Raw genomic sequence first — 24783 nt, forward strand, 5'->3', positions numbered from 1 at the left:
TTCCTTACCAGACGTAGGCGAGGACTTCCCCACCCACACCTTTCTTTGCGGCCTGTCGGTCCGTCAGGAGACCTGAGGAGGTCGACAGGATGGCGATGCCGAGTCCACCGAGGACCTTGGGCAAGTTGGTCGACTTCGCGTAGACGCGGAGTCCGGGCTTCGACACGCGGCGGAGGCCGGCGATCGAACGCTCACGGTTGGGACCGAACTTAAGGTCCAGGAGCAGGGTCTTGCCGACCTGAGCGTCTTCGACGCTCCAGTCGGTGATGTAGCCCTCGCTCTTGAGGATCTCAGCGATATTCGACTTCAGCTTCGAGAACGGCATGCTGACGTCCTCGTGGTAAGCCGAGTTGGCGTTGCGCAGACGTGTCAGCATGTCTGCGACTGGATCAGTCATTGTCATTTGGGCTCCAGCCCTTCCTCGTTACGGTTTCCGCCCACATTCGTGCTTGGACCTGCAACGTAGCGATTATTTTGTCTTGAACGGGAACCCGAGGTGACGCAGCAGTGCACGTCCCTCATCGTCGGTCGCCGCCGTGGTCACAACGGTGATGTCCATACCACGGACACGGTCGATGCGATCCTGGTCGATCTCGTGGAACATCGACTGCTCCGTGAGACCGAAGGTGTAGTTTCCGTTGCCGTCGAACTGACGATCCGAGAGGCCGCGGAAGTCGCGGATTCGCGGAAGTGCCAGCGAGATGACACGGTCGACGAATTCCCACATCCGAGCTCCGCGCATGGTCACGTGGGCGCCGATGGGCTGACCTTCGCGCAGCTTGAACTGTGCGATGGACTTGCGGGCCCGCGTCACGACCGGCTTCTGACCGGTGATCAGGGTCAGGTCGTTGACGGCGCCTTCGATCAGCTTGGAATCGCGTGCTGCGTCTCCCACACCCATGTTCACGACGACCTTGGTCAGACCGGGAACCTGCATGGGGTTGGCGTAGTTGAACTCGTCCTGCAGCTTGCTCACGATCTCTTCGCGGTAGACCTGCTTGAGACGTGGCGCGGGACGGCTGGTGGTTGTTTCCGTCATCAGATCTCCTCCCCGGTGCGACGCGAGTAGCGAACCCGAACGGTCTTGGTGCGACCGTCGCGCTCGACGCTCTCCTCGCGGTATCCGACGCGGGTGGGCTTGTTGTCCTTGGGATCAACGAGCGCCACGTTGGACACGTGGATGGGGGCTTCGTGAGTCTCACGACCGCCGGCGGTGCCGCCGGCCTGAGTCTGCGTTGCCTTCTTGTGCTTGATCACGCGGTTGACGCCCTCGACGAGGACGCGGTTGCGCTCGGGGTAGACGGCAAGGACCTTGCCCTGCTTCCCCCGGTCGCCGCCCCGTGACTCACGAGCGCCTGCGATCACCTGGACGAGATCGCCCTTCTTGATCTTGAGCTTGTCCGCCATGCTCACAACACCTCCGGTGCCAGGGAGACGATCTTCATGAACTTCTTATCGCGCAGTTCGCGCCCCACGGGTCCGAAGATACGGGTTCCGCGCGGTTCGCCGTCGTTCTTGAGGATGACAGCTGCATTCTCGTCGAACTTGATGTACGAACCGTCGGGACGGCGACGCTCCTTGGCCGTGCGAACGATGACGGCCTTGACGACGTCACCCTTCTTCACGTTTCCACCAGGGATAGCGTCCTTGACGGTGGCCACGATGGTGTCACCGATCGAGGCGTAGCGCCGACCGGAGCCACCCAGGATCCTGATGGCCAGGATCTGCTTGGCGCCAGTGTTGTCGGCGACTTTGAGTCGCGACTCTTGCTGAATCACTATTTTCTCCTGTCGTCGCGCTGGTTCTCACGCGTGATATGCATGAGCCTTGCGGAACGGATTCATTGACATTTCGCCCCATTCCCGGTGGCCGCCCGCGACCCTGGGACAGGGCCGCGGGCGGGACCGGGTGGGAGGGACGGCGTTGGCTTACTTGGCGCGTTCGATGATCTCGACGAGCCGCCAGCGTTTCGCGGCCGAAACCGGCCGCGTCTCGGCCACGAGGACGAGGTCGCCGATGCCGGCGCTGTTCTCCTCATCGTGCACCTTGTACTTGACCGACTTGCGCAGGACCTTGCCGTAGAGGCGGTGCTTCATCCGCTCCTCAACCTCGACGACGATGGTCTTCTGCATCTTGTCGGACACAACGTATCCACGCACAGTCTTGCGGGTGTTGCGCTCCGCAGCCGCGGACTCCGGCTTCGTGGTCTCCGCCATCACTTGTCCTCTTCCTTAGCGTCGGCGGGGTTCGGACGGATGTCCAACTCCCGCTCGTTGAGCACGGTGTAGATACGAGCGATGTCGCGACGCACTGCCTTGAGTCGGCCGTGGCTCTCCAGCTGGCCGGTGGCCGACTGGAAACGCAGGTTGAAGAGCTCGGCCTTGGCCTTCTTGAGCTCCTCGAGCAGACGCTCGTTGTCGAAACCGTCCAGTGCGTCGATGGAAAGGTTCTTCGAACCGATTGCCATACTCACTCACCACCTTCGCGGGCCACGATGCGGGCCTTGAGCGGAAGCTTGTGAATCGCGAGACGCAGGGCCTCACGAGCAACTTCCTCGGACACACCGGCGAGTTCGAACATGACCCGTCCCGGCTTGACATTGGCGACCCACCACTCCGGCGAACCCTTACCGGAACCCATGCGGGTCTCGGCAGGCTTCTTCGTCAGCGGCTGGTCTGGGTAGATGTTGATCCACACCTTGCCACCGCGCTTGATGTAGCGCGTCATGGCAATACGTGCGGCCTCGATCTGCCGGTTCGTGACATAGGCGGGCTCGAGAGCCTGGATGCCGTAGTCACCGAATGACACCGTGGTGCCACCCTTCGCTGCGCCGCCCCGCTTGGGGTGGTGCTGCTTGCGGAACTTCACTCGACGAGGGATCAACATGGCTCAGCCCTCCGATCCGGCCTCAGCCGCGGGGGCTTCGGCGCTGTTCTCAGTGTTACGGGCCTGGTCACCTCGGCGCGGTGCGCCTTCCTGACCACGTCCGCGGCCACCACGACCACGCCCACGGCCCTTGGGGCCACGAGCAGCAGGAGCCTTGGCCTGCTCGGCGGCAAGCTCCTTGTCGGTCATGTCGCCCTTGTAGATCCACACCTTGACGCCGATGCGTCCGAACGTGGTGTGGGCTTCGTGGAGACCGTAGTCGATGTTCGCGCGCAGGGTGTGCAGGGGCACACGGCCTTCGCGGTAGAACTCGGAACGGCTCATCTCAGCACCGCCGAGGCGGCCCGAGCACTGCACGCGGATGCCCTTGGCACCGGCACGCTGAGCGCTCTGGATCGCCTTGCGCATCGCGCGGCGGAAGGCCACACGGCTGGCGAGCTGCTCGGCAACGCCCTGAGCGACGAGCTGCGCGTCGATCTCGGGGTTCTTCACCTCAAGGATGTTGAGCTGAATCTGCTTGCCGGTGAGCTTCTCGAGCTGACCGCGGATGCGATCGGCTTCGGCTCCGCGGCGTCCGATGACGATGCCCGGACGTGCGGTGTGGATGTCCACGCGGACACGATCACGTGTGCGCTCGATGTTGACCTTCGAGATGCCGGCCCGTTCGAGGCCCTTGGTCATCAGTTCGCGGATCTTCACATCTTCGAGCACGTAGTCCTTGTAACGCTGACCCGGCTTCGTCGAGTCAGCGAACCACTTGGACTTGTGATCCGTGGTGATTCCGAGACGGAATCCGTTCGGATTGATCTTCTGGCCCATTAGCGGTTCCCCTTCCGGCTCTTGCGCTGAGGCAGGTCGTCACCGCTGGCCAGGACCACGGTCACGTGGCTTGTGCGCTTCTCAATGCGAAAAGCGCGACCCTGAGCACGCGGGCGGAACCGCTTCATGGTCGGTCCCTCGTCCACGAATGCTTCGGAGATGACCAGTTCGTTCTCGTCGAACGCAACGCCTGTCTCGTCGGCCCGGACACGCGCATTGGCGATGCCGGAGGCAACGAGCTTGTAAATCGGATCTGATGCCGACTGTTCTGCAAACTTCAACACTGCAAGTGCTTCGGTCGCCTGCTGACCACGAATGAGGTCGACGACGCGCCGAGCCTTGCGAGGCGTGACGCGCAGGTAACGCGCCTTAGCCTTGGCTTCCATCGCTTCCTTCTCTCTTGTCTAGGATCGCTCGAGTCCCCCGCCTCAGCGGCGGCGACCCTTGCGATCGTCCTTTTCGTGGCCACGGAACGTCCGTGTCGGTGCGAACTCGCCAAGCTTGTGTCCGACCATCGATTCGGTGATGAAGACAGGGACATGCTTGCGTCCGTCATGTACTGCGATGGTGTGTCCCAGGAAGTCCGGGATGATCATCGAGCGACGAGACCATGTTTTGATGACGTTTTTGGTGCTCTTCTCGTTCTGGCGAGCCACCTTCTGGTAGAGGTGTTCGTCGACGAAAGGACCCTTTTTGAGGCTACGAGGCATAAGTCAGTACTCCAATCAGCGCTTCTTGCCGGTCCGGCGACGGCGCACGATGTACTTGTCGCTCTCTTTGTTCGGCCGGCGTGTGCGGCCTTCTGGCTGACCCCACGGGCTGACCGGGTGACGACCACCCGAGGTACGGCCCTCGCCACCACCATGCGGGTGATCGATCGGGTTCATGACGACACCACGCACGGAGGGGCGCTTGCCCTTCCAACGCATCCGGCCTGCTTTGCCCCAGCTGATGTTCGACTGCTCGGCATTGCCGACCTCGCCGATCGTGGCACGGCAGCGCGCATCGACGTTGCGGATTTCGCCCGAAGGCATCCGCAGCTGAGCGAAACGGCCGTACTTCGCCACGAGCTGCACGGACGAACCGGCAGAACGGGCGATCTTGGCTCCGCCACCGGGACGCATCTCAACTGCGTGCACCACGGTGCCGACGGGGACATTGCGCAGGGCGAGGTTGTTGCCCGGCTTGATGTCTGCACCCGGTCCGGCTTCCACCTGTGCGCCCTGCTTGAGGTTCTGCGGGGCGATGATGTAGCGCTTCTCTCCGTCTGCGTAGTGCAGCAGAGCGATCCGCGCGGTGCGGTTCGGGTCGTATTCGATGTGTGCCACCTTCGCCGGAACGCCATCTTTGTCATGGCGGCGGAAGTCGATGACACGGTACTGACGCTTGTGACCGCCGCCCTGATGGCGAGTGGTCACGCGTCCCTGACTGTTGCGGCCGCCGCGCTTGGGCAGCGGACGCAGAAGCGACTTCTCCGGTGTAGACCGGGTCACTTCGACGAAGTCGGCGACCGACGAGCCACGGCGGCCCGGAGTCGTCGGCTTGTGCTTACGGATTCCCATGAGTCTTGTCCTTCTTTGACGAAGGATCGCTTAGAGCGATCCACCGAAGATGTCGATCGATCCGTCCTTGAGGGCGACAATGGCACGCTTGGTGTCCTTGCGCTTTCCCCAACCGGTGCGGGTGCGGCGGCGCTTGCCCTGGCGATTCAGGGTGTTGACCTTGGCGACCTGCACATCGAAGATCGATTCAATGGCGTGCTTGATCTCGGTTTTGTTCGAGTTCTGGTCGACGATGAAGGTGTACTTCCCCTCATCCATCAGACTGTAGGTCTTCTCCGAGACGACCGGTGCGACGATGATGTCGCGCGGGTCCTTGAAGTTCAGACTCATGATGCGTCCTCCGATTCGCGGTTTCCGCCCAGGAACGACTGCAGCGCGGCCTCGGTGAACACGATGTCATCGGCGAGCAGCACATCATAGGTGTTGAGCTGATCGGAGGTGAGCACGTGGACGTGAGGCAGGTTGCGCACGCTCAGGTAGGTGAGCTCGTCGTCACGGTCGAGCACCACGAGGGTGTTCTTACGGTCGGACAGGCCGGCCAGTGCGGCCTTCGCCTGCTTGGTCGACGGCGCATCGCCGGAGATCAGGTTCTTCAGCACGAAGACCTGATCGAGGCGTGCACGATCGGACAGCGCACCGCGCAGGGCGGCGGCCTTCATCTTCTTCGGCGTCCGCTGCGAGTAGTCGCGGGGCACCGGTCCGTGGACGATTCCACCGCCGTTGTACTGAGGAGCGCGGATCGAACCCTGACGGGCGTTGCCGGTTCCCTTCTGACGGTAGGGCTTGCGGCCACCACCGCGGACCTCGGAGCGGGTCTTGGTCTTGTGCGTTCCCTGGCGGGCTGCTGCCAGCTGGGCGACGACGACCTGGTGGATCAGCGGCACGTTGGTCGGCACACCGAAGACCTCGGCGGGCAGATCAACGGAACCGGCCTTGGCACCGGCGGCGTCGAGGACGTCGACTGTCTTGACATCAGTCATATCGTTCAGGCCTCCTTCACGGCCGAGCGAACGAGAACGACTCCACCCTTGGGGCCGGGAACGGCACCCTTGATGAGCAGGAAGTTGTTCTCGGTGTCCACGGCGTGGATGGTGAGGTTCTGGGTGGTGTGCTTGACCGCGCCCATCCGGCCGGCCATGCGCATGCCCTTGAACACGCGACCAGGTGTCGCGGCTCCGCCGATCGAACCCGGCTTGCGGTGGTTGCGGTGCTGACCGTGCGAGGCGCCGACGCCGTGGAAGCCGTGACGCTTCATGACGCCTGCGGTGCCCTTGCCCTTGGTCTTGGCGGTCACGTCGACCTTGATCCCGGCGTCGAAGGTCTCGACTCCGAGTTCCTGGCCGAGTGCGTAGTCAGCAGCATCTGCCGTGCGCAGCTCGACGAGGTGACGGCGTGGGGTCACGCCGGCCTTCTCGAAGTGGCCGGCAGTCGGCTTGTTGACCTTGCGCGGATCGATCTCGCCGAACGCGATCTGCACAGCGGGGTAACCATCGGTTTCCTCGTTGCGGACCTGCGTCACGACGTTGTTCCCGGTGGCCACAACGGTCACCGGCACGAGCTTGTTCTGCTCATCCCACACCTGGGTCATGCCCAGTTTGGTTCCCAGAAGGCCTTTGACCTTGCGGGTGGTCGGGAGAGCTGAGGAACGATTGTTCGCCATGTTTCCCTCCCTTAGAGCTTGATCTCGATGTTGACGTCGTCGGCGAGGTCGAGACGCATGAGCGAATCGACTGCCTTCGGCGTCGGATCGACGATGTCGATCAGACGCTTGTGCGTGCGCATTTCGAAATGCTCACGGCTGTCCTTGTACTTGTGTGGCGAACGGATGACGCAGTACACGTTCTTCTCCGTTGGCAACGGCACGGGGCCCACTACAGTCGCACCTGCGCGAGTGACGGTGTCCACGATCTTTCGTGCGGCACTGTCAATCACAGCGTGGTCGTACGACTTGAGCCGAATGCGGATCTTCTGTCCCGCCATGGCGTCGTCTCCTTCTTTAGTTGCTTCCGGCCATCAACCGACAGTCGATCTGGGATGACTGTGGTCTGTGCCGGCTGACCATGACCGACCCCCGAGGTCGGGCGTGTCGGCTAATCCTGGCGGAGAATCTCGCGATTCCTCCGTCAAGGCCGACGGCGCTTTCTACTCATTGGCTGCTCGGTCCGAACCCGCTGATTCGCAGATTCATCGATCCGATAGTGTTTCGGGCTGTTCGCGGCATTTCTGCCGCAGTGCAGGGGTCAACGCCCAAAACGCAACTTCACTATCTTGTCACATACCACTTCATCCGCGCAATTCCGGGCCTATGGGCTGTGAGCGATCTCTCAGGCGCGCTGCTGCTGCTCCCGTGCGCGGTCAAGTGCCCGGCGGCGGGCGGCTTCGGAGGCCTCGGCGAGTCGCTGCGCATTCTCCGGGTCCCGGGTCAGATTCTCCCCCGTTTCGGGATCGAAGACCATCACCTTGGCGGGGTCGAACCACAGTTGGACCTCATCGCCCTCGGCCACGGCGGTCGAGGGATCGAGTGCGGCCACCACCTGGGTGCGGGTGCCTTCTCCGTCGAGATCCCGGTCCAGCTCCTCGAGTGCCTTCCTGATCTCGGGCGCGGCTTCGAACGGGAGGTAGGCGTAGACCTCGTTGCCCAGCCACTCAGTGACGTCGACCTCCGCGGTCAGCAGCGCACCGCTCGCACGCTTGGCTTCGTCGAGGGCCGCGGCATCGTGGAAGTCCTCCGGCCGGATTCCGGCCACGAGGTAGCGCGGGGCCTCGCGCAGCTTCGCCGATCGTGCCTCGGGCAGGGAGAACGTCCCGAACGGCGAATGCAGCGCGCCGTCGACGTTCTCCACCGGCAGGAAGTTCATCGGCGGAGAGCCGATGAAGCCGCCGACGAACAGGTTGACGGGCTCGTCGTAGAGCTCCTGCGGACTCGCGTACTGCTGGAGCACGCCCTTCTTCAGCACCGCCACCTTGTCACCGAGGGTCATCGCCTCGGTCTGGTCGTGGGTGACGTAGACGGTGGTGACGGCCAGGTTGCGCTGCATCCGCGAGATCTCCGTGCGCATCTGGATCCGGAGCTTGGCGTCGAGGTTCGACAGGGGTTCGTCGAACAGGAAGGCGTTGGCGTCGCGGACGATCGCCCTGCCCATGGCGACGCGCTGGCGCTGGCCCCCGGAGAGGTTCGCCGGCTTCCGATCGAGGTGATCGCCGAGCTCGAGCAGCGTGGCGGCACGGTTGACCCGCTCGTCGATCTCCGCCTTGCTGTACTGGCCTTTGGTCAGCATCAGCGGGAAGGCGATGTTCTCCGCCACACTCAGGTGCGGATAGAGCGCGTAGTTCTGGAACACCATGGCCAGATTGCGTTCACGCGGAGCGGCATCGTTGATGAGCTCTTTATCGATGCGGAGTTCGCCGTCGGTGATGTCCTCGAGTCCGACGATCATCCGCAGCAGCGTCGACTTCCCCGAACCGGAGGGGCCGACGAGGATGACGAACTCCCCCTCGGCGATGTCGAGGCTGACGTCGTTGATCGCGGGGTAGCCGTCGCCGTAGCGCTTGACGATGTTCTTCAGTTCGATCACGGACATGGCCGTTGACTCCGTTCGGATGGGTGCGGCGCGGACATGCTGCGGGTCTGCGGCGGGCTCGGTTGGCTGCGCATCGTCAGCCCTTGACCGCGCCGGAGGTGAGGCCGCTGACGATCTGGCGCTGGAAGAGCAGGACGATGATGATGATCGGGACGGTGACGACGATGGCGGCGGCGGAGATCGCTCCGGCTGGTTCCTCGAACTGGCTGGCCCCGGTGAAGAAGGACAGCGCCGCCGGCACCGGTCTGGCCGCCGAGGTCGAGGTCAGCGAGATGCCGTAGACGAAGTCGTTCCAGGCGATGAAGAAGGCGATGATCGCCGTCGTGAACACACCGGGCGCCGCCAGCGGGACGATGACCTTCCGGAAGGCTTGGAAGCTCGTCGCTCCGTCGACCTGCGCGGCCTGCTCGAGCTCCCACGGGATCTGCCGGAAGAAGGCCGCGAGCGTCCAGATCGAGATGGGCAGGGTCAGCGACAGATACGGGATGATCAGGCCCACCCAGGTGTCGTAGAGACCGATGGCCGACCAGATGCGGAACAGCGGGGTGACCAGGGAGATGACCGGGAAGATGGAGACCGCCAGGGCCATCGTGAGGATGAACTTCTTGCCCGGGAAGTCGAGACGGGCCACCGCATAAGCCGTGAGCGTGGCCAGCACCACGGCGATGAGCGTGGCGATGAGGCAGATGCCGATCGAGTTGACCAGCGCCGGCAGGAACAGGTCCTTGGCCGCTCCGGTGAAGATGAGTTCGTAGTTCGACCAATCCACCGTCGTGGGCCAGAACTTCCGGTTGGCGACATCCCCCGCGGACTTCAGGGACAGGGAGACGATCCACAGCACGGGGAAGAGCGCATAGACGGCGACGACGAGGCTGATGACGATCCACCAGATCGTGTGTCTGCGACCGGACATCGTCACTCACCCCTCGCCTGGGCCAGATCGACCTTGAAGATCTTGATGAAGATGAGGCAGATGAGCGCGACGCTGAGGAAGAGCAGCACCGACAGCGCCGAGCCCATGCCCAGCTGCAGCTGCCCGATCGACTGGTTGTAGGTGAGGAAGGAGACCGTGGCAGTGTCCTGGGCTCCTGCTGTCATGACGAACACGGAGTCGAAGACCCGGAAGGCGTCGAGGGTGCGGAAGAGGAGGGCGACCATGATCGCGGCCTTCATATTGGGAATGATCACCTTCGACATCCGCTGCCACCAGGTGGCGCCGTCGACGGTCGCCGCCTCGAGCATGTCACCGGGGATCTGGGCGAGCCCGGAGAGCAGGAGGAGGGAGATGAATGGGGTGGTCTTCCAGATCTCCGCTGCGCAGATGACGAGGAAGGACGACCAGAAGTCGCCGAACCAGTCGAATCCCGGCATCGACAGCCAGGTGCCGACGAAGCCGGTGCCGAGGTCGAAGGCGTACTTCCAGGAGAACGCTGCGACGACGGTGATGATGCCGTAGGGGATGAGGATCGCCGTGCGCACCCAGGGACGCACGGACTTCAGCGCATTGAGCATGACCAGCGCGAGGGCGAAGCCGAGGACGAGTTCGACGGCGACGGTGACGACTGTCAGCAGCAGGGTCACCCAGATCGTCTGCCACCACAGCGGGTCGGTGAGGATGACGAGGTAGTTGTGTCCCCAGTTGACGAACCGATTGTCGGGGTCCGTGAGGCGGTAGTTGAAGAACGAGTAGTACACGGCCTGCAGGATCGGGTAGCCGGTGACGGCCAGCAGGATGATTACGGCCGGCGCCGAGAGCAGCCACCCGAGCTTCATCTCGCCCTTGGCGCGGTTCGACAGACGCGTGCTCACAGCAGCCTCTCCCCTCGCAGGATCTCGAGGATGAACCGCTGGGAGCTCGCGGGCGTCCTCTCCGGGTCGACGCTGCCCGGCGGGTGCCAGGACTTCTGGATTCCGCCGGTCACCTCGTTGTAGTAGGGGGTCAGCGGACGTGCCGCCGAGCGTTTGAGGGATTCGGCGATGACCTCGGCGGCGGGGAATTCCTTCTGCACCTCGGGATCGTCGAAGGCTGCCAGGTTCGAGGGCGCATTTCCGTCGGAGAGGAAATAGGCGCTCTGTCGTTCCGGTTGGCGGATGCAGTCGACGGCCCGGTAGGCGAGATCCTGATGTTCGGAGAAGGCCCCGACGCCGAGGTTGATCCCACCCAGGGGCGGACTCGATTCCTCGGCCTCGTCGACCCGGGGGTAGAACGTCCAGCCGATGTCCTCGAGGAGGCTCTCCTCGAGGACTCCGTCATCGACCGAGGCCTTCGTCGCGGCGTAGATGAACGGCCAATTCACCATGAACCCGCCGTCGTCGCTCTGGAATTCGAGCATCGCGGCGTTCTCGTCGAGATTGCTCAGCTGGGGTCCGCCGACTCCGGTCTCGCCGATCTTCGCCATGATCGCGGCGGCCTTCTCCCCGGCTTCGGTGTCGATGCCCAGCTCCACCTCGGCGGCACCGTCGGAGTCGGGGTTCGTCACGATCGACCCGCCGGCGGACTCAATCATGGCGTTGAGCCACACGGTCAGGGACTCGGCTCTGATCCCCTGCACCCCGACGCGCTTGTCCTCCTGGGCCGCCGCGTCGATGATCTGATCCCAGGTGACCGGTTTCGACATGTCGAGGCCGGCGGCCTTCGCCACGGATTTGCGGTACCACAGCAGCTGCGTATTGGCCCAGAACGGGGTGGCGACGAGTTCGTCCTGACGGGTCGAGGACTCCACCGAGGAGGGGATCACACCGTCGGTGAACTCCGCGATGTAGTCTTCGGGGACCGGCGCCAGATATTCGGCATTGGCCATCTCGGCGACGTAGACCGGGTCGAGACTCATGATGTCGATCGAGGAATCCTCCGAAGCCAGGCGTCTGACCAGCTGCTCGCGCTGGCCCGGTGCGTCGTTGGGCAGCAGGCTCGTCGAGATCCGATAGGCGCCGTCGGCCTCCGCAGTGCAGTCTGCGGCGATGCTCGCCTGTCCCCCGTTGTCCGGGTTGATGTACCAGGTCAGCGTCGGTGTGGCGGCGTCCGCCGCGCAGCCGCTGGCGCCCACGAGTCCGAACAGGACGGCTGCGGCCATGACGGTGCGCCATCTTCCCCGGGTTCTTGCCGTGTGCTTCATTCCACTGTCCGCCGGTCTTCTCTGACTTCGGGTTTCACTCGCTTGTGACTCAGGTTACCCCGGATTGCACAGAAAATTCTCAGTCGAGCGCCCACCAGATTGCGGCGGCTGCTGCGAGCACCGGATCCTGCAGGCTCCCGGGCCGGCTGGAGGTGAGGATCCGCCCGTCCGGCAGCTCCGCGATCGTGCGCGCCCCGTCGCCGAGGTTGGCGATGACGAGCGTCTTCGCCTCACCGGCCGTCACGGCGAAGGCCAGCAGACCGTGGTCGGGGTCGTTGAGATCGTGCCAGGCGAAGCTTCCGCGACCGAGTCCGCGTCTCCGGCGGATCTGCAGCAGGCGACGGTAGAGATGGAGCATCGAGTTCGATTCGGCCTCCTGCCGATCGACGGCGAACTCGCCGAAGCCCTCCGGTTGGGGCAGCCATGTCGGTGTCGCCGGGGAGGTACCGAAGCCCAGGTGCGGTTCCCCGGCCGACCAGGGCAGAGGAATACGAGCCCCGTCACGGCCGAGCTCGGTGCCCTGACTGCGGACGAACACCGGGTCCTGCCTCTGCTCGGGTTGCAGCTCGGTGTGTTCGGGCAGGCCGAGCTCGTCTCCCTGAAAGACGTACGCCGAGCCGGGAAGACCGAATTCGATGAGCGCGAGTGCCGCGGCGCGCTGTCGTCCGAGCTCCCGGTCGGGCTGCGGATCGTCCGGACCGATCCCCCGCTGGTGGGCAGGCGCCGATTCGAGGCCGAAGCGGCTGGCGTGTCGGACGGTGTCGTGGTTCGAGAGCACCCAGGTGGGCGCGCTCCCGACCTTCTCTGCCGCAGCATAGGTCTCGTCGATCGTGGTGTGGAGTCCGGGAGCTCTGTACCCGGCCATGAGGAAGGTGAAGTTGAAGGCCTGGTCCATCTCCCCCGGGCGAACGTAGCGGAAGAGTCGTTCGAGCGGTTCGACCCAGGCCTCGGCCACGAGGATCCGCTGCCCGGGATAGTCGTCGAGAACCTGCCGCCAGGACCGGTAGATCTCGTGCACGCCCTCCTGGTCGAAGAACGGCGAGTCATCGGACTGCGCCGGAGATGCGGACTGCGCCGTCGCAGCGGACTGACCCGACGATGCGGACTGTGCCGACGATGCGGCTTCAGGGCCCGCCTCGGCGAGGGTCTGATCGGGCAGCCCTGCTGCCTTGACGAGACCGTGGGCGACGTCGACGCGAAAGCCGTCGACGCCGCGGTCGAGCCAGAAGCGGAGGACTTCCTCGAACTCGGCGTGCACGGCGGGATCGGTCCAGTTGAGGTCCGGTTGGCTGGGGTCGAAGAGGTGCAGGTACCACTGACCGTCCTCGTCGGTGCGTGTCCATGCGGGTCCGCCGAAGACCGAACGCCAGTTGTTCGGCGGCAGTTCTCCGTCGGCACCGCGACCGGGACGGAAGTGGTAGCGGCTCCGGGCCGCGGACTCCCCCGCACCCGCTGCCAGCGCTTCCCGGAACCAACGGTGTCGTGAGGAGGTGTGGTTGGGCACGAGGTCGACGATGACCTTCTGCCCGAGTGCGTGGGCCCGACCGAGCAGTTCGTCGAAGTCGGCCAGGCTGCCGTAGAGAGGATCGACGTCGCAGTAGTCGCTGACATCGTAGCCGGCGTCGTTCTGCGGTGAAGGGTAGAACGGTGAGAGCCAGAGGGCGTCGACGCCGAGTCGCTCGAGATGGTCGAGGTGGGCGATCACGCCGCGCAGATCGCCGCTGCCATCCCCGTTGCCGTCGGCGAAGGATCGCGGGTAGATCTGATAGATCACTGCGTCCCGCGCCCAATCCTGTGCGGGACTCCGTTCTCCTGTGCCCATCGAAGACTCACCTGTGCTCATGGACCGTCGTTCTCCTTCTCACCGCCGGGACGTCGAGCAGCGTGTGCTCCGGAGTTTCAGGATACAGATGCGGCAAGGGCCGCAATCGAATCGATTGCGGCCCTTGCCGGTGGAACTGGTGAGTCAGATCAGGCGACGATCTTGGTGACTCGACCGGCGCCGACGGTGCGTCCACCCTCGCGGATAGCGAAGCGGAGGCCGTCCTCCATGGCGATCGGCTGGATCAGCTCGACCGACATGTCGGTGTTGTCGCCGGGCATGACCATCTCGGTGCCTTCGGGCAGCGTGATGACGCCGGTGACGTCCGTGGTCCGGAAGTAGAACTGCGGACGGTAGTTCGAGTAGAACGGGTTGTGGCGTCCACCCTCGTCCTTGCTCAGGATGTAGACCTGGCCTTCGAACTTCGTGTGCGGGGTGATCGAACCCGGCTTCACGATGACCTGGCCGCGCTCGACGTCTTCGCGCTTGGTGCCGCGAAGCAGCAGTCCCACGTTCTCACCTGCACGTGCGTCAGGCAGAGTCTTGCGGAACATCTCGATGGCGGTGACGGTCGTCTTCGACGACTTCTCCTTGATGCCGACGATCTCGATCTCATCGTTCGGCAGGAGGACGCCGCGCTCGACACGACCGGTGACGACGGTTCCACGACCGGTGATCGTGAAGACGTCCTCGACGGGCATGAGGAACGGCTTGTCGACGTCGCGCTCCGGCTCGGGAACGTTGTCGTCGACCTGCTGCATGAGGTCTTCGACGCTCTTGACCCACTTCTCGTCGCCTTCCAGCGCCTTGAGAGCGGACACCTGGACGACAGGAGCGTTGTCTCCGTCGAAGTCCTGGCTCGAGAGCAGGTCGCGAACCTCGAACTCGACGAGCTCGAGGAGCTCCTCGTCATCGACCATGTCGGACTTGTTCAGTGCGACGACGATGTAGGGAACGCCGACCTGGCGAGCCAGCAGAACGTGCTCGCGGGTCTGCGGCATCGGACCGTCGGTGGCGGCGACCACGAGGATCGCGCCGTCCATCTGAGCAGCACCGGTGATCATGTTCTTGATGTAGTCGGCGTGACCAGGGGCATCGACGTGAGCGTAGTGACGCTTCTCGGTCTGGTACTCAACGTGCGAGACGTTGATGGTGATGCCGCGCTCCTTCTCCTCAGGTGCGTTGTCCACCTGATCGAAGGCGCGAGCTTCGTTGAGATCTGGGTACTTGTCCGCGAGCACCTTGGTGATCGCTGCGGTCAAGGTGGTCTTTCCGTGGTCAACGTGGCCGATGGTGCCGATGTTGACGTGCGGCTTAGTCCTATCGAAACTAGCCTTTGCCACTGGGTTCCTCCTCGTGGTTGTCAGAAGATATGCGGTTCATATCTTAGACCTTTGTTGGTTATCTTTCATGCCGATGACCATGTTCTTGGTCACCGGTTCGACCGGGGACCGGAGATTACTCTCCGCCACGCATCTTCTGGACGATCTCCTCGGCAACAGCCTTGGGGACCTCCGCATAGCTGGAGAAGGTCATCGAGTACACCGCACGACCCTGGGTCTTCGACCGCAGATCCCCGATGTAACCGAACATCTCCGACAGCGGGACCATAGCCTTGACGACCTTCACACCGGAAGCATCGTCCATGGACTGAATCTGGCCACGCCGGGAATTCAGGTCGCCGATGACGTCACCCATGTATTCCTCAGGGGTGCGCACCTCGACGTCCATGACTGGTTCAAGCAGAACCGGGTTCGCCCGCTGGACAGCCTCTTTGAAGACCATCGAACCGGCGATCTTGAATGCCATCTCCGAGGAGTCGACATCGTGGTAGGCGCCGTCGACCAGGGTGGCCTTGACGCCGACCATCGGGTAACCGGCGAGGACACCGAGCTGCATGGCGTCCTGGATGCCGGCATCGACGCTCGGAATGTACTCGCGCGGAACGCGTCCGCCCGTGATGGCATTCTCGAACTCGTAAATCGTATCGCCTTCGACCTCAAGGGGTTCGAAGGTGACCTGGACCTTCGCGAACTGTCCCGATCCACCCGTCTGCTTCTTGTGGGTGTAGTCGTACTTCTCGACAGTGCGGCGAATGGTCTCACGGTAGGCGACCTGCGGCTTGCCGACGTTGGCCTCGACCTTGAACTCGCGACGCATGCGGTCGACGAGGATGTCGAGGTGAAGCTCGCCCATTCCGCGGATCACGGTCTGGCCGGTCTCGGGATCGAGTTCGACCTGGTAGGTCGGGTCCTCTTTGACGAACTTCTGGATGGCTGCCGACAGCTTCTCCTGGTCGCTCTTCGTCTTCGGCTCGATGGCCACGGAGATCACAGGCTCCGGGAAGGTCATCGACTCGAGGGCGATCGGGTTCGCAGGGTCGCTGAGCGTATCGCCGGTCGTCGTGTCCTTGAGACCGATGAAGGCGTATATGTGGCCGGCGAAGGCCTCTTCGACAGGGTTCTCCTTGTTGGAGTGCATCTGGAAGAGCTTGCCGACGCGTTCCTTCTTGCCCGAGGTGGTGTTGAGCACCGGCTCGCCGGACTTGACGTGACCGGAGTACACGCGCACATAGGTCAGCGCACCGAAGAACGGGTGCGTGGCGACCTTGAAGGCCAGGGCCGAGAACGGCTCGTCCTTGGACGGCTTGCGGGTGAGCTCCTCTTCCTCGTTGCTCGGGTTGTGTCCGATCATCGGAGGCACGTCGAGCGGCGAGGGGAGGTAGTCGATGACCGCGTTGAGCATGGGCTGGACGCCCTTGTTCTTGTACGCGGAACCGCACATCACCGGGAAGGCGGAGGAGTTGACGACGAGCGCACGGATGCCCGACTTGATCTCGTCGATCGTGAACTCTTCACCCTCGAGGTACTTCTCCATGAGCTCTTCAGTGCTCTCGGCGACATCCTCGACCAGCTGAGCCCGGTACTCCTCGGCCTTGGCCTGGAGGTCCGCCGGGATCTCGATCTCGGTCATGTCCTGACCCTTCTTGGACTCATCAGGCCACACGTAGGCCTTCATCTCAAGCAGGTCGACGACACCTTCGAAGTCGTTCTCGGCACCGATGGGCAGCTGGATGACCAACGGCTTCGCACCGAGGCGGTCCTTGATGGTCTGCACGGTGAAGTAGAAGTCCGCACCGAGCTTGTCCATCTTGTTGACGAAGCACACACGCGGCACGTCGTACTTATCGGCCTGGCGCCACACGGTCTCGGACTGCGGTTCAACGCCTTCCTTACCGTCGAAGACAGCAACTGCACCGTCGAGGACGCGCAGCGAGCGCTCCACCTCGACCGTGAAGTCGACGTGACCCGGGGTGTCGATGATGTTGATCTGGTTGTCGTGCCAGTAGCAGGTGGTGGCGGCAGAGGTGATCGTGATGCCACGCTCCTGCTCCTGCTCCATCCAGTCCATCGTCGAGGCGCCGTCGTGGGTCTCGCCGATCTTGTAGTTCACACCGGTGTAGTAGAGGATGCGTTCGGTCGTAGTTGTCTTACCGGCATCGATGTGCGCCATGATGCCGATATTGCGGACCTTGTTCAGGTCGGTGAGCACGTCAAGTGCCACGGTGTCTCTCTCTCAATCGATGATTTGTTCGACTCCCCCGGCAGCCCGGCCGGCAGATCTCGCGGACGAGATCCGCCGAACGGGTAGCGGAGCAGACGATTACCAGCGGTAGTGAGCGAAGGCCTTGTTGGACTCCGCCATCTTGTGAGTGTCCTCGCGACGCTTGACAGCGGCACCGAGGCCGTTGCTCGCATCGAGGATCTCGTTCATCAGTCGCTCGGTCATTGTCTTCTCACGACGCTGGCGGGCGTATCCCACCAACCAGCGCAGTGCCAATGTGGTCGAACGCGTCGGACGAACATCGACCGGCACCTGGTAGGTCGCACCGCCGACACGGCGGGAGCGGACCTCGAGGGACGGACGGATGTTGTCGAGAGCCTTCTTGAGGTTGACAACTGGGTCGTTGCCGTTCTTCTCGCGGGTGCCTTCGAGGGCACCGTAGACGATCCGCTCTGCGGTCGAGCGCTTTCCGTCAAGCAGGATCTTGTTGATCAGCTGGGTGACGAGCGGCGAGCTGAAGACCGGGTCAACGACGATCGGTCGCTTGGGTGCAGGACCTTTACGTGGCATTACTTCTTCTCCCTCTTCGCACCGTACTTGCTGCGGGCCTGCTGACGTCCCTTGACGCCCTGGGTGTCGAGCGAACCGCGCACAATGCGGTAGCGGACACCCGGCAGGTCCTTGACACGACCACCGCGCACGAGCACGATCGAGTGCTCCTGCAGGTTGTGTCCTTCACCTGGGATGTAGGCGGTCACCTCGATCTGGCTCGAAAGCTTGACACGAGCGACCTTGCGAAGAGCCGAGTTCGGCTTCTTGGGGGTAGTGGTGTACACACGGGTGCACACTCCACGACGCTGCGGGCTGCCCTTCAGGGCAGGAGCGTCGGATCCTGCTGGGTTGACATGTCGTCCCTTGCGGACGAGCTGCTGGATTGTCGGCACTAAGCGTTCTCCATTTGCTTCTCGATAGACCTAATTCCCAATTCCGGCCATGGCGAACGCCATGTCTGCGAACCGTGGGACATATCCGACTGGACACCGGGTGAAGCTCGGCTCCCGATGCCAGTAACCGCGCGAACCTGCGAACCCTGCGGTCGGGTGTGTCGCAAGGACACGGACTCACAGAAACGAGGATCGGCGGTCTGCTCCGAAGAATTCTCACTGGGGGTCCGAGCCTCACAGAACGCTCGGTAGGATCATTCGACGGTGCAGATAACACAATCAGTCGCATTACAGAATATCGCGCCCGTGCACATCAGGTCAAAACCGGCCCCCGCGGCTCCGGGCTGTGACTCCGCGCGCGAAGGGGACCACGCCCCGCCTCGGCGCAGGGAAAGGCAGGCCTTCCTTGACTCATTCAAATGTAGACGGCATTCTGTTGCTGTGAGCGGGACGACTCAAGATCACGGACAGGACTCCTCCGCAGCCTTGCGGAGCAGCTCTCTGCGCGTGACGAAGCAGAGGTCAGCGGTCCTCGATGCCGTGTGGGATCATCCGCACGCGGACACCGAGACCGTCATCAATTCTGTGCGCGAACGACTGCCCTCGGTTTCTCACCAGGCCGTCTACGACTCGCTTCACACGCTCACCGAGGTCGGACTCGTGCGGTGCATCCAGCCGTCCGGGTCCGTCGCCCGCTACGAAAGACGGATCGGGGACAACCACCACCACCTCGTGTGCCGTTCGTGCAATCTCATTGTCGATGTCGACTGCACGATCGGTCAGGCCCCGTGCCTGACGCCTTCACACGACTCGGGATTCATCGTCGAACAGGCCGAGATCACGTTCTGGGGCCTGTGCCCCGAGTGCGCGGGATCGGAGTCTGGGCCGACGGATTCCGACTTGTCCCCTGCCGTCTGAGTCGGGTCATACCCCGGCCGAGCCCCCAAGTCCAGTCCTCTCTCCGATCTGTCTCCCAACGAGTCCGCAGCGGACTCGACTGCGAAAGGAACACGATGACCCAAACGACCACCGGCGGCTGCCCCGTCGCACAGACGAGCTCGGCGCCGGAACAGGAGCCGGACAACGAGAATCTCGTCACCCCCTTCCAGGGCGATGCGAACTCGCAGTGGTGGCCCAACCGCCTCAATCTCAAGATCCTGGCCAAGGGACAGCCGGCCCGCAATCCGATGGACCCGGGCTTCGACTACGAGGCCGAGTTCAACAGCCTCGACTACTACCAGCTCAAGGCCGACATCGAAGAGCTGCAGAAGTCCAATGAGGCATGGTGGTCCGCCGACTTCGGTCACTACGGTCCTTTCATGATCCGCATGGCCTGGCACTCGGCCGGCACCTACCGCGTGCAGGACGGCCGTGGCGGCGGCGGTGAGGGCCAGCAGCGCTTCGCCCCGCTGAACTCGTGGCCGGACAACGTCTCGCTCGACAAGGCCCGGCGCCTGCTGTGGCCGATCAAGAAGAAGTACGGACAGAAGATCTCCTGGGCCGACCTCTTCATCCTCGCCGGCAATGTCGCCCTGGAATCGATGGGGTTCAAGACCTTCGGCTTCGCCGGTGGCCGCACGGACGTGTGGGAGCCCGACAACGACGTGTACTGGGGCTCGGAGTCCGAATGGCTGGGCACCGACAAGCGCTACGCGGGCAACCGCGAACTGCAGAAGCCTCTGGCCGCGACCACGATGGGTCTCATCTACGTCAACCCCGAAGGCCCGGAGGGCGAGCCCGATCCCGTCGCCGCCGCGCACGACATCCGCGACACCTTCGGACGGATGGCGATGAACGACGAGGAGACCGTCGCCCTCATCGCCGGCGGCCACACCTTCGGCAAGACCCACGGCGCTGGACCCGAGTCCCACAAGGCTGCTGACCCCGAGGCCGCTCCCCTGGAGGAGCAGGGCCTGGGCTGGAAGTCCGACTTCGGCAGCGGCCAGGGCAATGACTCCATCGGCTCGGGAATCGAGGTCACCTGGACCTACCACCCGACCCGCTGGGACAACGAGTTCTTCCACATCCTCTTCGCCTACGAGTGGGAGGTCTTCGAGAACGAGGGCGGTCACCTGCAGTGGCGTCCCAAGGACGGCGGCGGGGACGACATGGTCCCGATGGCCCAGGGTGACGGACGTCGTGAGCCCCGCATGCTCACCACCGATCTGTCGCTGCGCTTCGATCCGGCCTACGAGAAGATCTCGCGTCGGTTCAAGGACGATCAGAAGGCCTTCGAAGATGCCTTCGCCCGCGCCTGGTTCAAGCTCACCCACCGCGATATGGGACCGGCTACCCGCTACCTCGGTCCCGAGGCGCCGAGTGAGGAGCTCATCTGGCAGGATCCGGTTCCGGCCGGCACTCAGCTCGACAAGGGTCAGCTCGAGGCTGTCAAGGCAGCCGTGCGCGAGTCCGGTCTGAGCGTGCCCCAGCTCGTCTCGACGACCTGGGCCGCCGCCTCCTCGCACCGCGTCTCCGATATGCGCGGCGGAATCAACGGCGGACGTCTCCGCCTCGAGCCGCAGCGCAGCTGGGAGGCCAATGAGCCTGCCAAGCTCGCCGAGGTGATCCCGGTTCTCGAAGGCATCGCCGAGCAGACCGGTGCCTCCTTCGCCGATGTCGTGGCGATCGCCGGTGCCGTGGGCATCGAGACCGCTGCCGCTGCCGCCGGACACGAGATCACCGTGCCCGTCTCCACCGGCCGCGGAGATGCCAGCCAGGAGCAGACCGACGTCGACTCCTTCGGCTACCTCGAGCCGACCCATGACGGGTTCCGCAACTACCTCACGGAAGGTCTGCCGCTCAAGGCCGAGTACCTGCTGCTCGATCAGGCCAGCCTGCTGGGCCTGACCCCTCCGGAGCTGACCGTGCTCATCGGCGGCCTCCGGGTCCTCGGAGCGAACTACGAGGACTCAGAGCTCGGCGTGTTCACGCAGCGTCCGGGTGAGCTGACGAACGACTTCTTCGTCAACCTGCTCGAACTCGGCAATGTATGGAAGCCGATCGGCCCCTCCGAGACCGCCAACGTCTACGAGTGCTACTCCCCCGAGGGTGAGAAGCTGTGGACGGGCAGCCGGGTCGATCTGCTCTTCGGTGCGAATTCCGAGCTGCGGGCCCTCGCCGAGGTCTACGCCTCCGACGATGCGCACGAGAAGTTCATCGCGGACTTCGTCAAGGTCTGGTCCAAGGTCGTCGAGGCGGACCGCTTCGATCTGCACCGCTGAGGCACGGACACGGTCACTGAAGTGACCGGCCTGAGCGCATGACGATGCCCCCACCGATTTCGGTGGGGGCATCGTCGTCTCTGCATGTTTGTCGTCGGCGCTGTCGTCTGGCAGGGGTCGGCCTGGTTGGGCTCGGCCGGGCTAGACGCTACTCGTCGCGGTTGAGGACGGCGAACCCGGTGAGGATCTGCTCGAAGTGAGTCACGGCGGCGTTCTCGATGTCAGTGTCGTCGCTCGTCGCCGAGGTGGTGTCGCCGGTGGCGTCCGAGCCGTCGGACGAGTCGCCTGTCGATGACGAGCCGTCCTGGCTGCTTCCATCGGTGCTGCTGCCGTCGGAACTGCCGCCATCGGAACTGCTTCCGTCCTGGGAGCCGCCCGACGTCGTTCCGCCGTTCGACTGGCCTCCGTTCGACTGGCTGCCGTTCGACTGGCCGCCGGGCATGCCTCTGCCGTTCTGCGCGCCGCCGCCCTGCTGGGCACCGCCCCCGTTCTGGGTCCCGCCCTGCTGGCCGCCGGGGCCGCCCATTCCTCCGGGGCCGTTCTGTCCACCCGGTCCCTGGCTCGAGCCGGACTCGGATGAGGCCATGACGGCCGAGGCGCCGATCGCGCCCCCGGCGAGTCCGCCGACGACGAACAGGGCCGAACCGGCGAGAATCGCCGGAACGAGCGGCACGCGCCGCTTCTTCTTCCCGCTCTCCGGGGTCGCCGCCGTCGGCGGGTAGGCAATGGCCGGACCCTGGTTGGAAGCAGGGCCCGGAGACGCCACCTGGTTGGGGTTCCGGCCCAGGCTCGGGTTCTGCCCCTGGTTGGGGTTCTGGCCCGGGTTCTGGCCCGGGTTCTGGCCCTGGTTCTGGCCCTGGTTCGGGGTCTGACCCGGGTTCGGAGTCGGCGCCTGGTTGGGGTTTTGGCCCGGGTTCTGGTTCTGGTTCTCGGTCATGGAATCTCCTCTGTTGGTCAGTGATTCCACTCTCGGCCACGGCGCTGTAGCCCATCCCAGCCGAGCCTGTGCCCTGGCTGTGGGATCCTCAGGCCGCGCGGAGTCGCAGCTCGAAGACCGTCCCATCGTCGGAGCTCGACATCGTGATGCTGCCGTGCATGAGGTCGACGAGACCGGCCGCGATCGCCAGACCCAAACCGGAGGAGCCTCCCTGCACCCCGGCCCGGGCCCGTGAAGCGTCGCCGCGGACGAAGCGATCGAAGACCCTGTCACGGATCTCCTCGGGGATTCCCGGACCGTCGTCGCTGATGCGGATCGCCACGATGTCCCCGGGCATCTGTCCGGAGATGGGCTTGTGCGCAGCCAGGGCTTCGACGTGGACCCGGGTTCCCGGGGGCGTGTGCACGCAGGCATTGGTGATCACGATCGACGCGGCCTGACGAACCTGATCGGCAGCACCCCGCGCTTCGAGGGCCTCGGGCGGGAGGTCGAGGACGATCGAATGGTCGGGGTGGACGACGTGGGCGTCCTCGACGAGCTCGAGCAGCAGGGAGGACACGTCCACGGTGTCCTGCTTCGTCGGCTGACGTCCGGCCTCGAGCCGTGCCAGGAGCAGCAGATCATCGACCAGAGCCGACATCCGCATCGCCCCCGCATCGATCTTCGACAGGGAGGTGGTCACCTCGGCGGGCAGGTCCTCACGGTAGGGACGGGTGAGGTCGGCCCAGCCGCGGATCGTCGCGATCGGGGTGCGCAGCTCGTGCGAGGCGTCGGCGACGAAACGTCGCATCTGCTCCGTGCCCCGATAGCGCTCCTCGAGGGCGGACCCGACGTGGTCGAGCATCCGGTTGACGGAGGCTCCGACGTCGCCGACCTCCGTGCCCGGCACGGCGAGCTCGCTCGGCACCCGCAGCGCGAGTTCTGGTCTGCCGGCGCTCAGCTCGAGATCGGTGACCTCGCGCGCGGTGCGGGCGACGTCCCGCAGGTCGCGCAGCTGCCGATGGATGATGATCGCCATCAGCGCCGCCGTCGTGAGCACGCCGATGATGACGACGAAGACCGTCGTCCACGCGGTGCGCTCGAGCGCAGAGTCGACATTGCCCTGCGGGACTCCGTAGACGGTCGTCGTCCCGTCATCGTCGAAGGCCACGACACGATAGGAGCCGAAGCCGGGGACGTCGACGGAGCGGTGTCCCCCGGCCGCGGACCGGGTGCCCTTCTCCAGCAGGGTCGACACGGCCTCGGCGGGGAGGACCTGCGGCCGGGACTGCCCCGCCTCGGCGATCAGCCCCTCACCACCGTCGCCGGCATCGACGACGACGAGCGCACCGTCCCCGACTCCGGGCTGGAACAGGTAGCGCAGGGCCTCGTCGACCGGTGACTGCGAATCCGAGCCGCCGGGACCCTGGTCCGGTCCGCCGTCGGAGCGGGCATGCTGGGTCATGCTCGAGAGCTGAGCGTCGAGGTCGGACATCAGCGAGGTCCGCACGCTCAGCCACGAGGCGGCACCGATCCCGGCCCCGACGAGGAGGAGCACGAGACCGGCGATGACGATCAGCCGAGTCTGCAGCCGCAGCCTGCGCACGGAGAACGCCCGGCTCACTGATCCGCCCGCAGGATGTAGCCGGCCCCGCGCTTGGTGTGGAAGAGGTTCGGCAGCTCGGCGAACGGGGCGTCGATCTTCTTCCGCAGATAGGACACATAGAGTTCGACGATGTTGCCGTTGCCGCCGAAGTCGTAGTCCCACACCCGGTCGAGGATCTGCGCCTTCGAGAGCACCACCCGCGGATTGCGCATGAACAGCAGCAGCACTTCGTATTCTCGAGCCGTCAGCTCGATCGGGTGCCCGGCGCGGGTGACCTCATGGGATCGTTCGTCGAGTTCGAGATCACCCACGCGCAGCACATCGTCCTCGTCGGCAGGGACGCTCGGGGCGCTGCGGCGCAGCCTGGCCTCGATCCGGGCGATCACCTCGTCGAGGTTGAAGGGCTTCGTCACATAATCGTCCCCGCCGAGACGGAGGCCCGTGAGCCGGTCGTCGATCTCGTCACGGGCCGAGAGGAAGACCACCGGAGTGTCGATGCCCTCTCCGCGGATCTTCTCGATGACCGCGAACCCGTCGAGGTCGGGCAGCATGACATCGAGGACGATGGCGTCGAAGTGCTCGCCGCGGGCCAAGTCCACGGCCTCTCGGCCGGTGCCGACTCCTGTCGCCTCCCAACCTCTGACATGGCAGGCCATGACGAGGAGTTCCGAGAGATTGGCTTCGTCATCGACGATGAGCACGCGTGGCGAGCTCGTGTCGAGGCCCTTCGCAGTCGGATTCATAGA

29 protein-coding genes are annotated in these 24783 nt (G+C 64.4%); 2 read left to right on the plus strand and 27 right to left on the minus strand.

Annotated features, from left to right (window positions below; genetic code table 11):
- Nucleotides 1-4: 4 nt before the first annotated feature.
- From rpsH to rpsL, 24 genes are all read right to left on the minus strand, one after another.
- The gene (rpsH, locus tag CV023_RS14130; RefSeq protein WP_230746714.1) at nt 5-403 is read right to left on the minus strand and encodes a 30S ribosomal protein S8; all 399 of its coding nucleotides are present in this window, start codon (nt 401-403) and stop codon (nt 5-7) included.
- 66 nt (nt 404-469) lie between these two features.
- Nucleotides 470-1039 carry a 50S ribosomal protein L5 gene (gene rplE / locus CV023_RS14135; protein ID WP_230746724.1) on the minus strand — a complete coding sequence of 190 codons (570 nt, stop codon included), beginning with the start codon at nt 1037-1039 and terminating at the stop codon, nt 470-472.
- Complete coding sequence (gene rplX, locus CV023_RS14140) at nt 1039-1407, minus strand: 50S ribosomal protein L24 (RefSeq protein ID WP_230746726.1); 369 nt, start codon at nt 1405-1407, stop codon at nt 1039-1041. The genes rplE and rplX overlap by 1 nt, the downstream gene beginning before the upstream one ends.
- A 2-nt stretch (nt 1408-1409) precedes the next feature.
- Nucleotides 1410-1778, minus strand: coding sequence for a 50S ribosomal protein L14 (rplN, locus tag CV023_RS14145; protein ID WP_230746731.1), 369 nt, complete (start codon nt 1776-1778; stop codon nt 1410-1412).
- Between the two features lie 150 nt (nt 1779-1928).
- Nucleotides 1929-2216, minus strand: a complete 288-nt coding sequence (gene rpsQ, locus CV023_RS14150; protein ID WP_230746738.1) for a 30S ribosomal protein S17 — start codon at nt 2214-2216, stop codon at nt 1929-1931.
- Nucleotides 2216-2467, minus strand: a complete 252-nt coding sequence (gene rpmC / locus CV023_RS14155; RefSeq protein WP_230747230.1) for a 50S ribosomal protein L29 — start codon at nt 2465-2467, stop codon at nt 2216-2218. The genes rpsQ and rpmC overlap by 1 nt, the downstream gene beginning before the upstream one ends.
- A gap of 2 nt (nt 2468-2469) precedes the next feature.
- Nucleotides 2470-2886: a 50S ribosomal protein L16 gene (rplP, locus tag CV023_RS14160; protein WP_230746746.1), complete on the minus strand. Its 417-nt coding sequence runs from the start codon at nt 2884-2886 to the stop codon at nt 2470-2472.
- 3 nt (nt 2887-2889) lie between these two features.
- On the minus strand, nt 2890-3705 hold the full coding sequence (rpsC, locus tag CV023_RS14165; RefSeq protein ID WP_230746748.1) for a 30S ribosomal protein S3: 816 nt from the start codon (nt 3703-3705) through the stop codon (nt 2890-2892).
- On the minus strand, nt 3705-4091 hold the full coding sequence (gene rplV / locus CV023_RS14170; protein ID WP_230746751.1) for a 50S ribosomal protein L22: 387 nt from the start codon (nt 4089-4091) through the stop codon (nt 3705-3707). Before rplV ends, rpsC begins: the two co-directional genes overlap by 1 nt.
- A gap of 42 nt (nt 4092-4133) precedes the next feature.
- A complete protein-coding gene (gene rpsS / locus CV023_RS14175; RefSeq protein WP_230746756.1) occupies nt 4134-4415 on the minus strand; it encodes a 30S ribosomal protein S19 in 282 nt (93 codons plus the stop codon).
- 15 nt (nt 4416-4430) lie between these two features.
- Complete coding sequence (gene rplB / locus CV023_RS14180) at nt 4431-5267, minus strand: 50S ribosomal protein L2 (RefSeq protein ID WP_230746759.1); 837 nt, start codon at nt 5265-5267, stop codon at nt 4431-4433.
- Nucleotides 5268-5297: 30 nt separating this feature from the next.
- Nucleotides 5298-5597 (minus strand): 50S ribosomal protein L23, encoded by a 300-nt coding sequence (gene rplW, locus CV023_RS14185; RefSeq protein ID WP_166970643.1) that lies wholly within the window; start codon nt 5595-5597, stop codon nt 5298-5300.
- Nucleotides 5594-6247, minus strand: coding sequence for a 50S ribosomal protein L4 (gene rplD, locus CV023_RS14190; RefSeq protein ID WP_230746761.1), 654 nt, complete (start codon nt 6245-6247; stop codon nt 5594-5596). The genes rplW and rplD overlap by 4 nt, the downstream gene beginning before the upstream one ends.
- A gap of 5 nt (nt 6248-6252) precedes the next feature.
- Nucleotides 6253-6927, minus strand: coding sequence for a 50S ribosomal protein L3 (gene rplC, locus CV023_RS14195; RefSeq protein ID WP_230746763.1), 675 nt, complete (start codon nt 6925-6927; stop codon nt 6253-6255).
- 11 nt (nt 6928-6938) lie between these two features.
- A complete protein-coding gene (gene rpsJ, locus CV023_RS14200; protein ID WP_009379191.1) occupies nt 6939-7247 on the minus strand; it encodes a 30S ribosomal protein S10 in 309 nt (102 codons plus the stop codon).
- Between the two features lie 344 nt (nt 7248-7591).
- On the minus strand, nt 7592-8848 hold the full coding sequence (locus CV023_RS14205; RefSeq protein WP_230746769.1) for an ABC transporter ATP-binding protein: 1257 nt from the start codon (nt 8846-8848) through the stop codon (nt 7592-7594).
- A 76-nt stretch (nt 8849-8924) separates the two neighbouring features.
- The gene (locus CV023_RS14210; protein ID WP_230746771.1) at nt 8925-9761 is read right to left on the minus strand and encodes a carbohydrate ABC transporter permease; all 837 of its coding nucleotides are present in this window, start codon (nt 9759-9761) and stop codon (nt 8925-8927) included.
- Nucleotides 9762-9763: 2 nt separating this feature from the next.
- Nucleotides 9764-10657, minus strand: coding sequence for a carbohydrate ABC transporter permease (locus CV023_RS14215; protein ID WP_442859943.1), 894 nt, complete (start codon nt 10655-10657; stop codon nt 9764-9766).
- Nucleotides 10654-11922, minus strand: coding sequence for an extracellular solute-binding protein (locus CV023_RS14220; RefSeq protein ID WP_230746773.1), 1269 nt, complete (start codon nt 11920-11922; stop codon nt 10654-10656). Before CV023_RS14220 ends, CV023_RS14215 begins: the two co-directional genes overlap by 4 nt.
- 121 nt (nt 11923-12043) lie before the next feature.
- On the minus strand, nt 12044-13807 hold the full coding sequence (locus tag CV023_RS14225) for a glycoside hydrolase family 13 protein (protein ID WP_230746774.1): 1764 nt from the start codon (nt 13805-13807) through the stop codon (nt 12044-12046).
- A gap of 128 nt (nt 13808-13935) precedes the next feature.
- Nucleotides 13936-15129 carry an elongation factor Tu gene (gene tuf / locus CV023_RS14230; protein ID WP_230746775.1) on the minus strand — a complete coding sequence of 398 codons (1194 nt, stop codon included), beginning with the start codon at nt 15127-15129 and terminating at the stop codon, nt 13936-13938.
- Between the two features lie 115 nt (nt 15130-15244).
- Nucleotides 15245-17350 (minus strand): elongation factor G, encoded by a 2106-nt coding sequence (gene fusA / locus CV023_RS14235; protein ID WP_230746778.1) that lies wholly within the window; start codon nt 17348-17350, stop codon nt 15245-15247.
- Nucleotides 17351-17449: 99 nt separating this feature from the next.
- A complete protein-coding gene (gene rpsG, locus CV023_RS14240; RefSeq protein ID WP_230746784.1) occupies nt 17450-17920 on the minus strand; it encodes a 30S ribosomal protein S7 in 471 nt (156 codons plus the stop codon).
- A complete protein-coding gene (gene rpsL / locus CV023_RS14245; RefSeq protein WP_167951898.1) occupies nt 17920-18294 on the minus strand; it encodes a 30S ribosomal protein S12 in 375 nt (124 codons plus the stop codon). Before rpsL ends, rpsG begins: the two co-directional genes overlap by 1 nt.
- A 501-nt stretch (nt 18295-18795) precedes the next feature.
- Here rpsL and CV023_RS14250 point away from each other — a divergent pair.
- Both CV023_RS14250 and katG read left to right on the plus strand, forming a co-directional pair.
- Nucleotides 18796-19212 (plus strand): Fur family transcriptional regulator, encoded by a 417-nt coding sequence (locus tag CV023_RS14250; RefSeq protein ID WP_442859944.1) that lies wholly within the window; start codon nt 18796-18798, stop codon nt 19210-19212.
- A 95-nt stretch (nt 19213-19307) separates the two neighbouring features.
- Nucleotides 19308-21515, plus strand: coding sequence for a catalase/peroxidase HPI (gene katG, locus CV023_RS14255; RefSeq protein WP_230746791.1), 2208 nt, complete (start codon nt 19308-19310; stop codon nt 21513-21515).
- 148 nt (nt 21516-21663) lie between these two features.
- Here the strand turns inward: katG and CV023_RS14260 are convergent, their stop codons facing one another.
- From CV023_RS14260 to CV023_RS14270, 3 genes are all read right to left on the minus strand, one after another.
- Nucleotides 21664-22452 (minus strand): hypothetical protein, encoded by a 789-nt coding sequence (locus CV023_RS14260; protein ID WP_230746793.1) that lies wholly within the window; start codon nt 22450-22452, stop codon nt 21664-21666.
- 88 nt (nt 22453-22540) lie between these two features.
- The gene (locus CV023_RS19045) at nt 22541-24055 is read right to left on the minus strand and encodes a sensor histidine kinase (RefSeq protein ID WP_230746795.1); all 1515 of its coding nucleotides are present in this window, start codon (nt 24053-24055) and stop codon (nt 22541-22543) included.
- The gene (locus CV023_RS14270; RefSeq protein WP_230746797.1) at nt 24052-24780 is read right to left on the minus strand and encodes a response regulator transcription factor; all 729 of its coding nucleotides are present in this window, start codon (nt 24778-24780) and stop codon (nt 24052-24054) included. The genes CV023_RS19045 and CV023_RS14270 overlap by 4 nt, the downstream gene beginning before the upstream one ends.
- Nucleotides 24781-24783 lie beyond the last annotated feature (3 nt).

The organism is Brevibacterium sp. CCUG 69071, from assembly GCF_021023135.1.
Taxonomy (GTDB): Bacteria; Actinomycetota; Actinomycetes; order Actinomycetales; family Brevibacteriaceae; genus Brevibacterium.

What these genes read in the sequence shown, in the direction of transcription:
- rpsH (WP_230746714.1), bottom strand. Translation starts at nt 403, where the DNA reads ATGACAATGACTGATCCAGTCGCAGACATGCTGACACGTCTGCGCAAC.
- rplE (WP_230746724.1), bottom strand. Translation starts at nt 1,039, where the DNA reads ATGACGGAAACAACCACCAGCCGTCCCGCGCCACGTCTCAAGCAGGTC.
- rplX (WP_230746726.1), bottom strand. Translation starts at nt 1,407, where the DNA reads ATGGCGGACAAGCTCAAGATCAAGAAGGGCGATCTCGTCCAGGTGATC.
- rpsQ (WP_230746738.1), bottom strand. Translation starts at nt 2,216, where the DNA reads ATGGCGGAGACCACGAAGCCGGAGTCCGCGGCTGCGGAGCGCAACACC.
- rpmC (WP_230747230.1), bottom strand. Translation starts at nt 2,467, where the DNA reads ATGGCAATCGGTTCGAAGAACCTTTCCATCGACGCACTGGACGGTTTC.
- rplP (WP_230746746.1), bottom strand. Translation starts at nt 2,886, where the DNA reads ATGTTGATCCCTCGTCGAGTGAAGTTCCGCAAGCAGCACCACCCCAAG.
- rpsC (WP_230746748.1), bottom strand. Translation starts at nt 3,705, where the DNA reads ATGGGCCAGAAGATCAATCCGAACGGATTCCGTCTCGGAATCACCACG.
- rplV (WP_230746751.1), bottom strand. Translation starts at nt 4,091, where the DNA reads ATGGAAGCCAAGGCTAAGGCGCGTTACCTGCGCGTCACGCCTCGCAAG.
- rpsS (WP_230746756.1), bottom strand. Translation starts at nt 4,415, where the DNA reads ATGCCTCGTAGCCTCAAAAAGGGTCCTTTCGTCGACGAACACCTCTAC.
- rplB (WP_230746759.1), bottom strand. Translation starts at nt 5,267, where the DNA reads ATGGGAATCCGTAAGCACAAGCCGACGACTCCGGGCCGCCGTGGCTCG.
- rplW (WP_166970643.1), bottom strand. Translation starts at nt 5,597, where the DNA reads ATGAGTCTGAACTTCAAGGACCCGCGCGACATCATCGTCGCACCGGTC.
- rplD (WP_230746761.1), bottom strand. Translation starts at nt 6,247, where the DNA reads ATGACTGATGTCAAGACAGTCGACGTCCTCGACGCCGCCGGTGCCAAG.
- rplC (WP_230746763.1), bottom strand. Translation starts at nt 6,927, where the DNA reads ATGGCGAACAATCGTTCCTCAGCTCTCCCGACCACCCGCAAGGTCAAA.
- rpsJ (WP_009379191.1), bottom strand. Translation starts at nt 7,247, where the DNA reads ATGGCGGGACAGAAGATCCGCATTCGGCTCAAGTCGTACGACCACGCT.
- CV023_RS14205 (WP_230746769.1), bottom strand. Translation starts at nt 8,848, where the DNA reads ATGTCCGTGATCGAACTGAAGAACATCGTCAAGCGCTACGGCGACGGC.
- CV023_RS14210 (WP_230746771.1), bottom strand. Translation starts at nt 9,761, where the DNA reads ATGTCCGGTCGCAGACACACGATCTGGTGGATCGTCATCAGCCTCGTC.
- CV023_RS14220 (WP_230746773.1), bottom strand. Translation starts at nt 11,922, where the DNA reads ATGGCCGCAGCCGTCCTGTTCGGACTCGTGGGCGCCAGCGGCTGCGCG.
- CV023_RS14225 (WP_230746774.1), bottom strand. Translation starts at nt 13,807, where the DNA reads ATGAGCACAGGTGAGTCTTCGATGGGCACAGGAGAACGGAGTCCCGCA.
- rpsG (WP_230746784.1), bottom strand. Translation starts at nt 17,920, where the DNA reads ATGCCACGTAAAGGTCCTGCACCCAAGCGACCGATCGTCGTTGACCCG.
- katG (WP_230746791.1), top strand. Translation starts at nt 19,308, where the DNA reads ATGACCCAAACGACCACCGGCGGCTGCCCCGTCGCACAGACGAGCTCG.
- CV023_RS14260 (WP_230746793.1), bottom strand. Translation starts at nt 22,452, where the DNA reads ATGACCGAGAACCAGAACCAGAACCCGGGCCAAAACCCCAACCAGGCG.
- CV023_RS14270 (WP_230746797.1), bottom strand. Translation starts at nt 24,780, where the DNA reads ATGAATCCGACTGCGAAGGGCCTCGACACGAGCTCGCCACGCGTGCTC.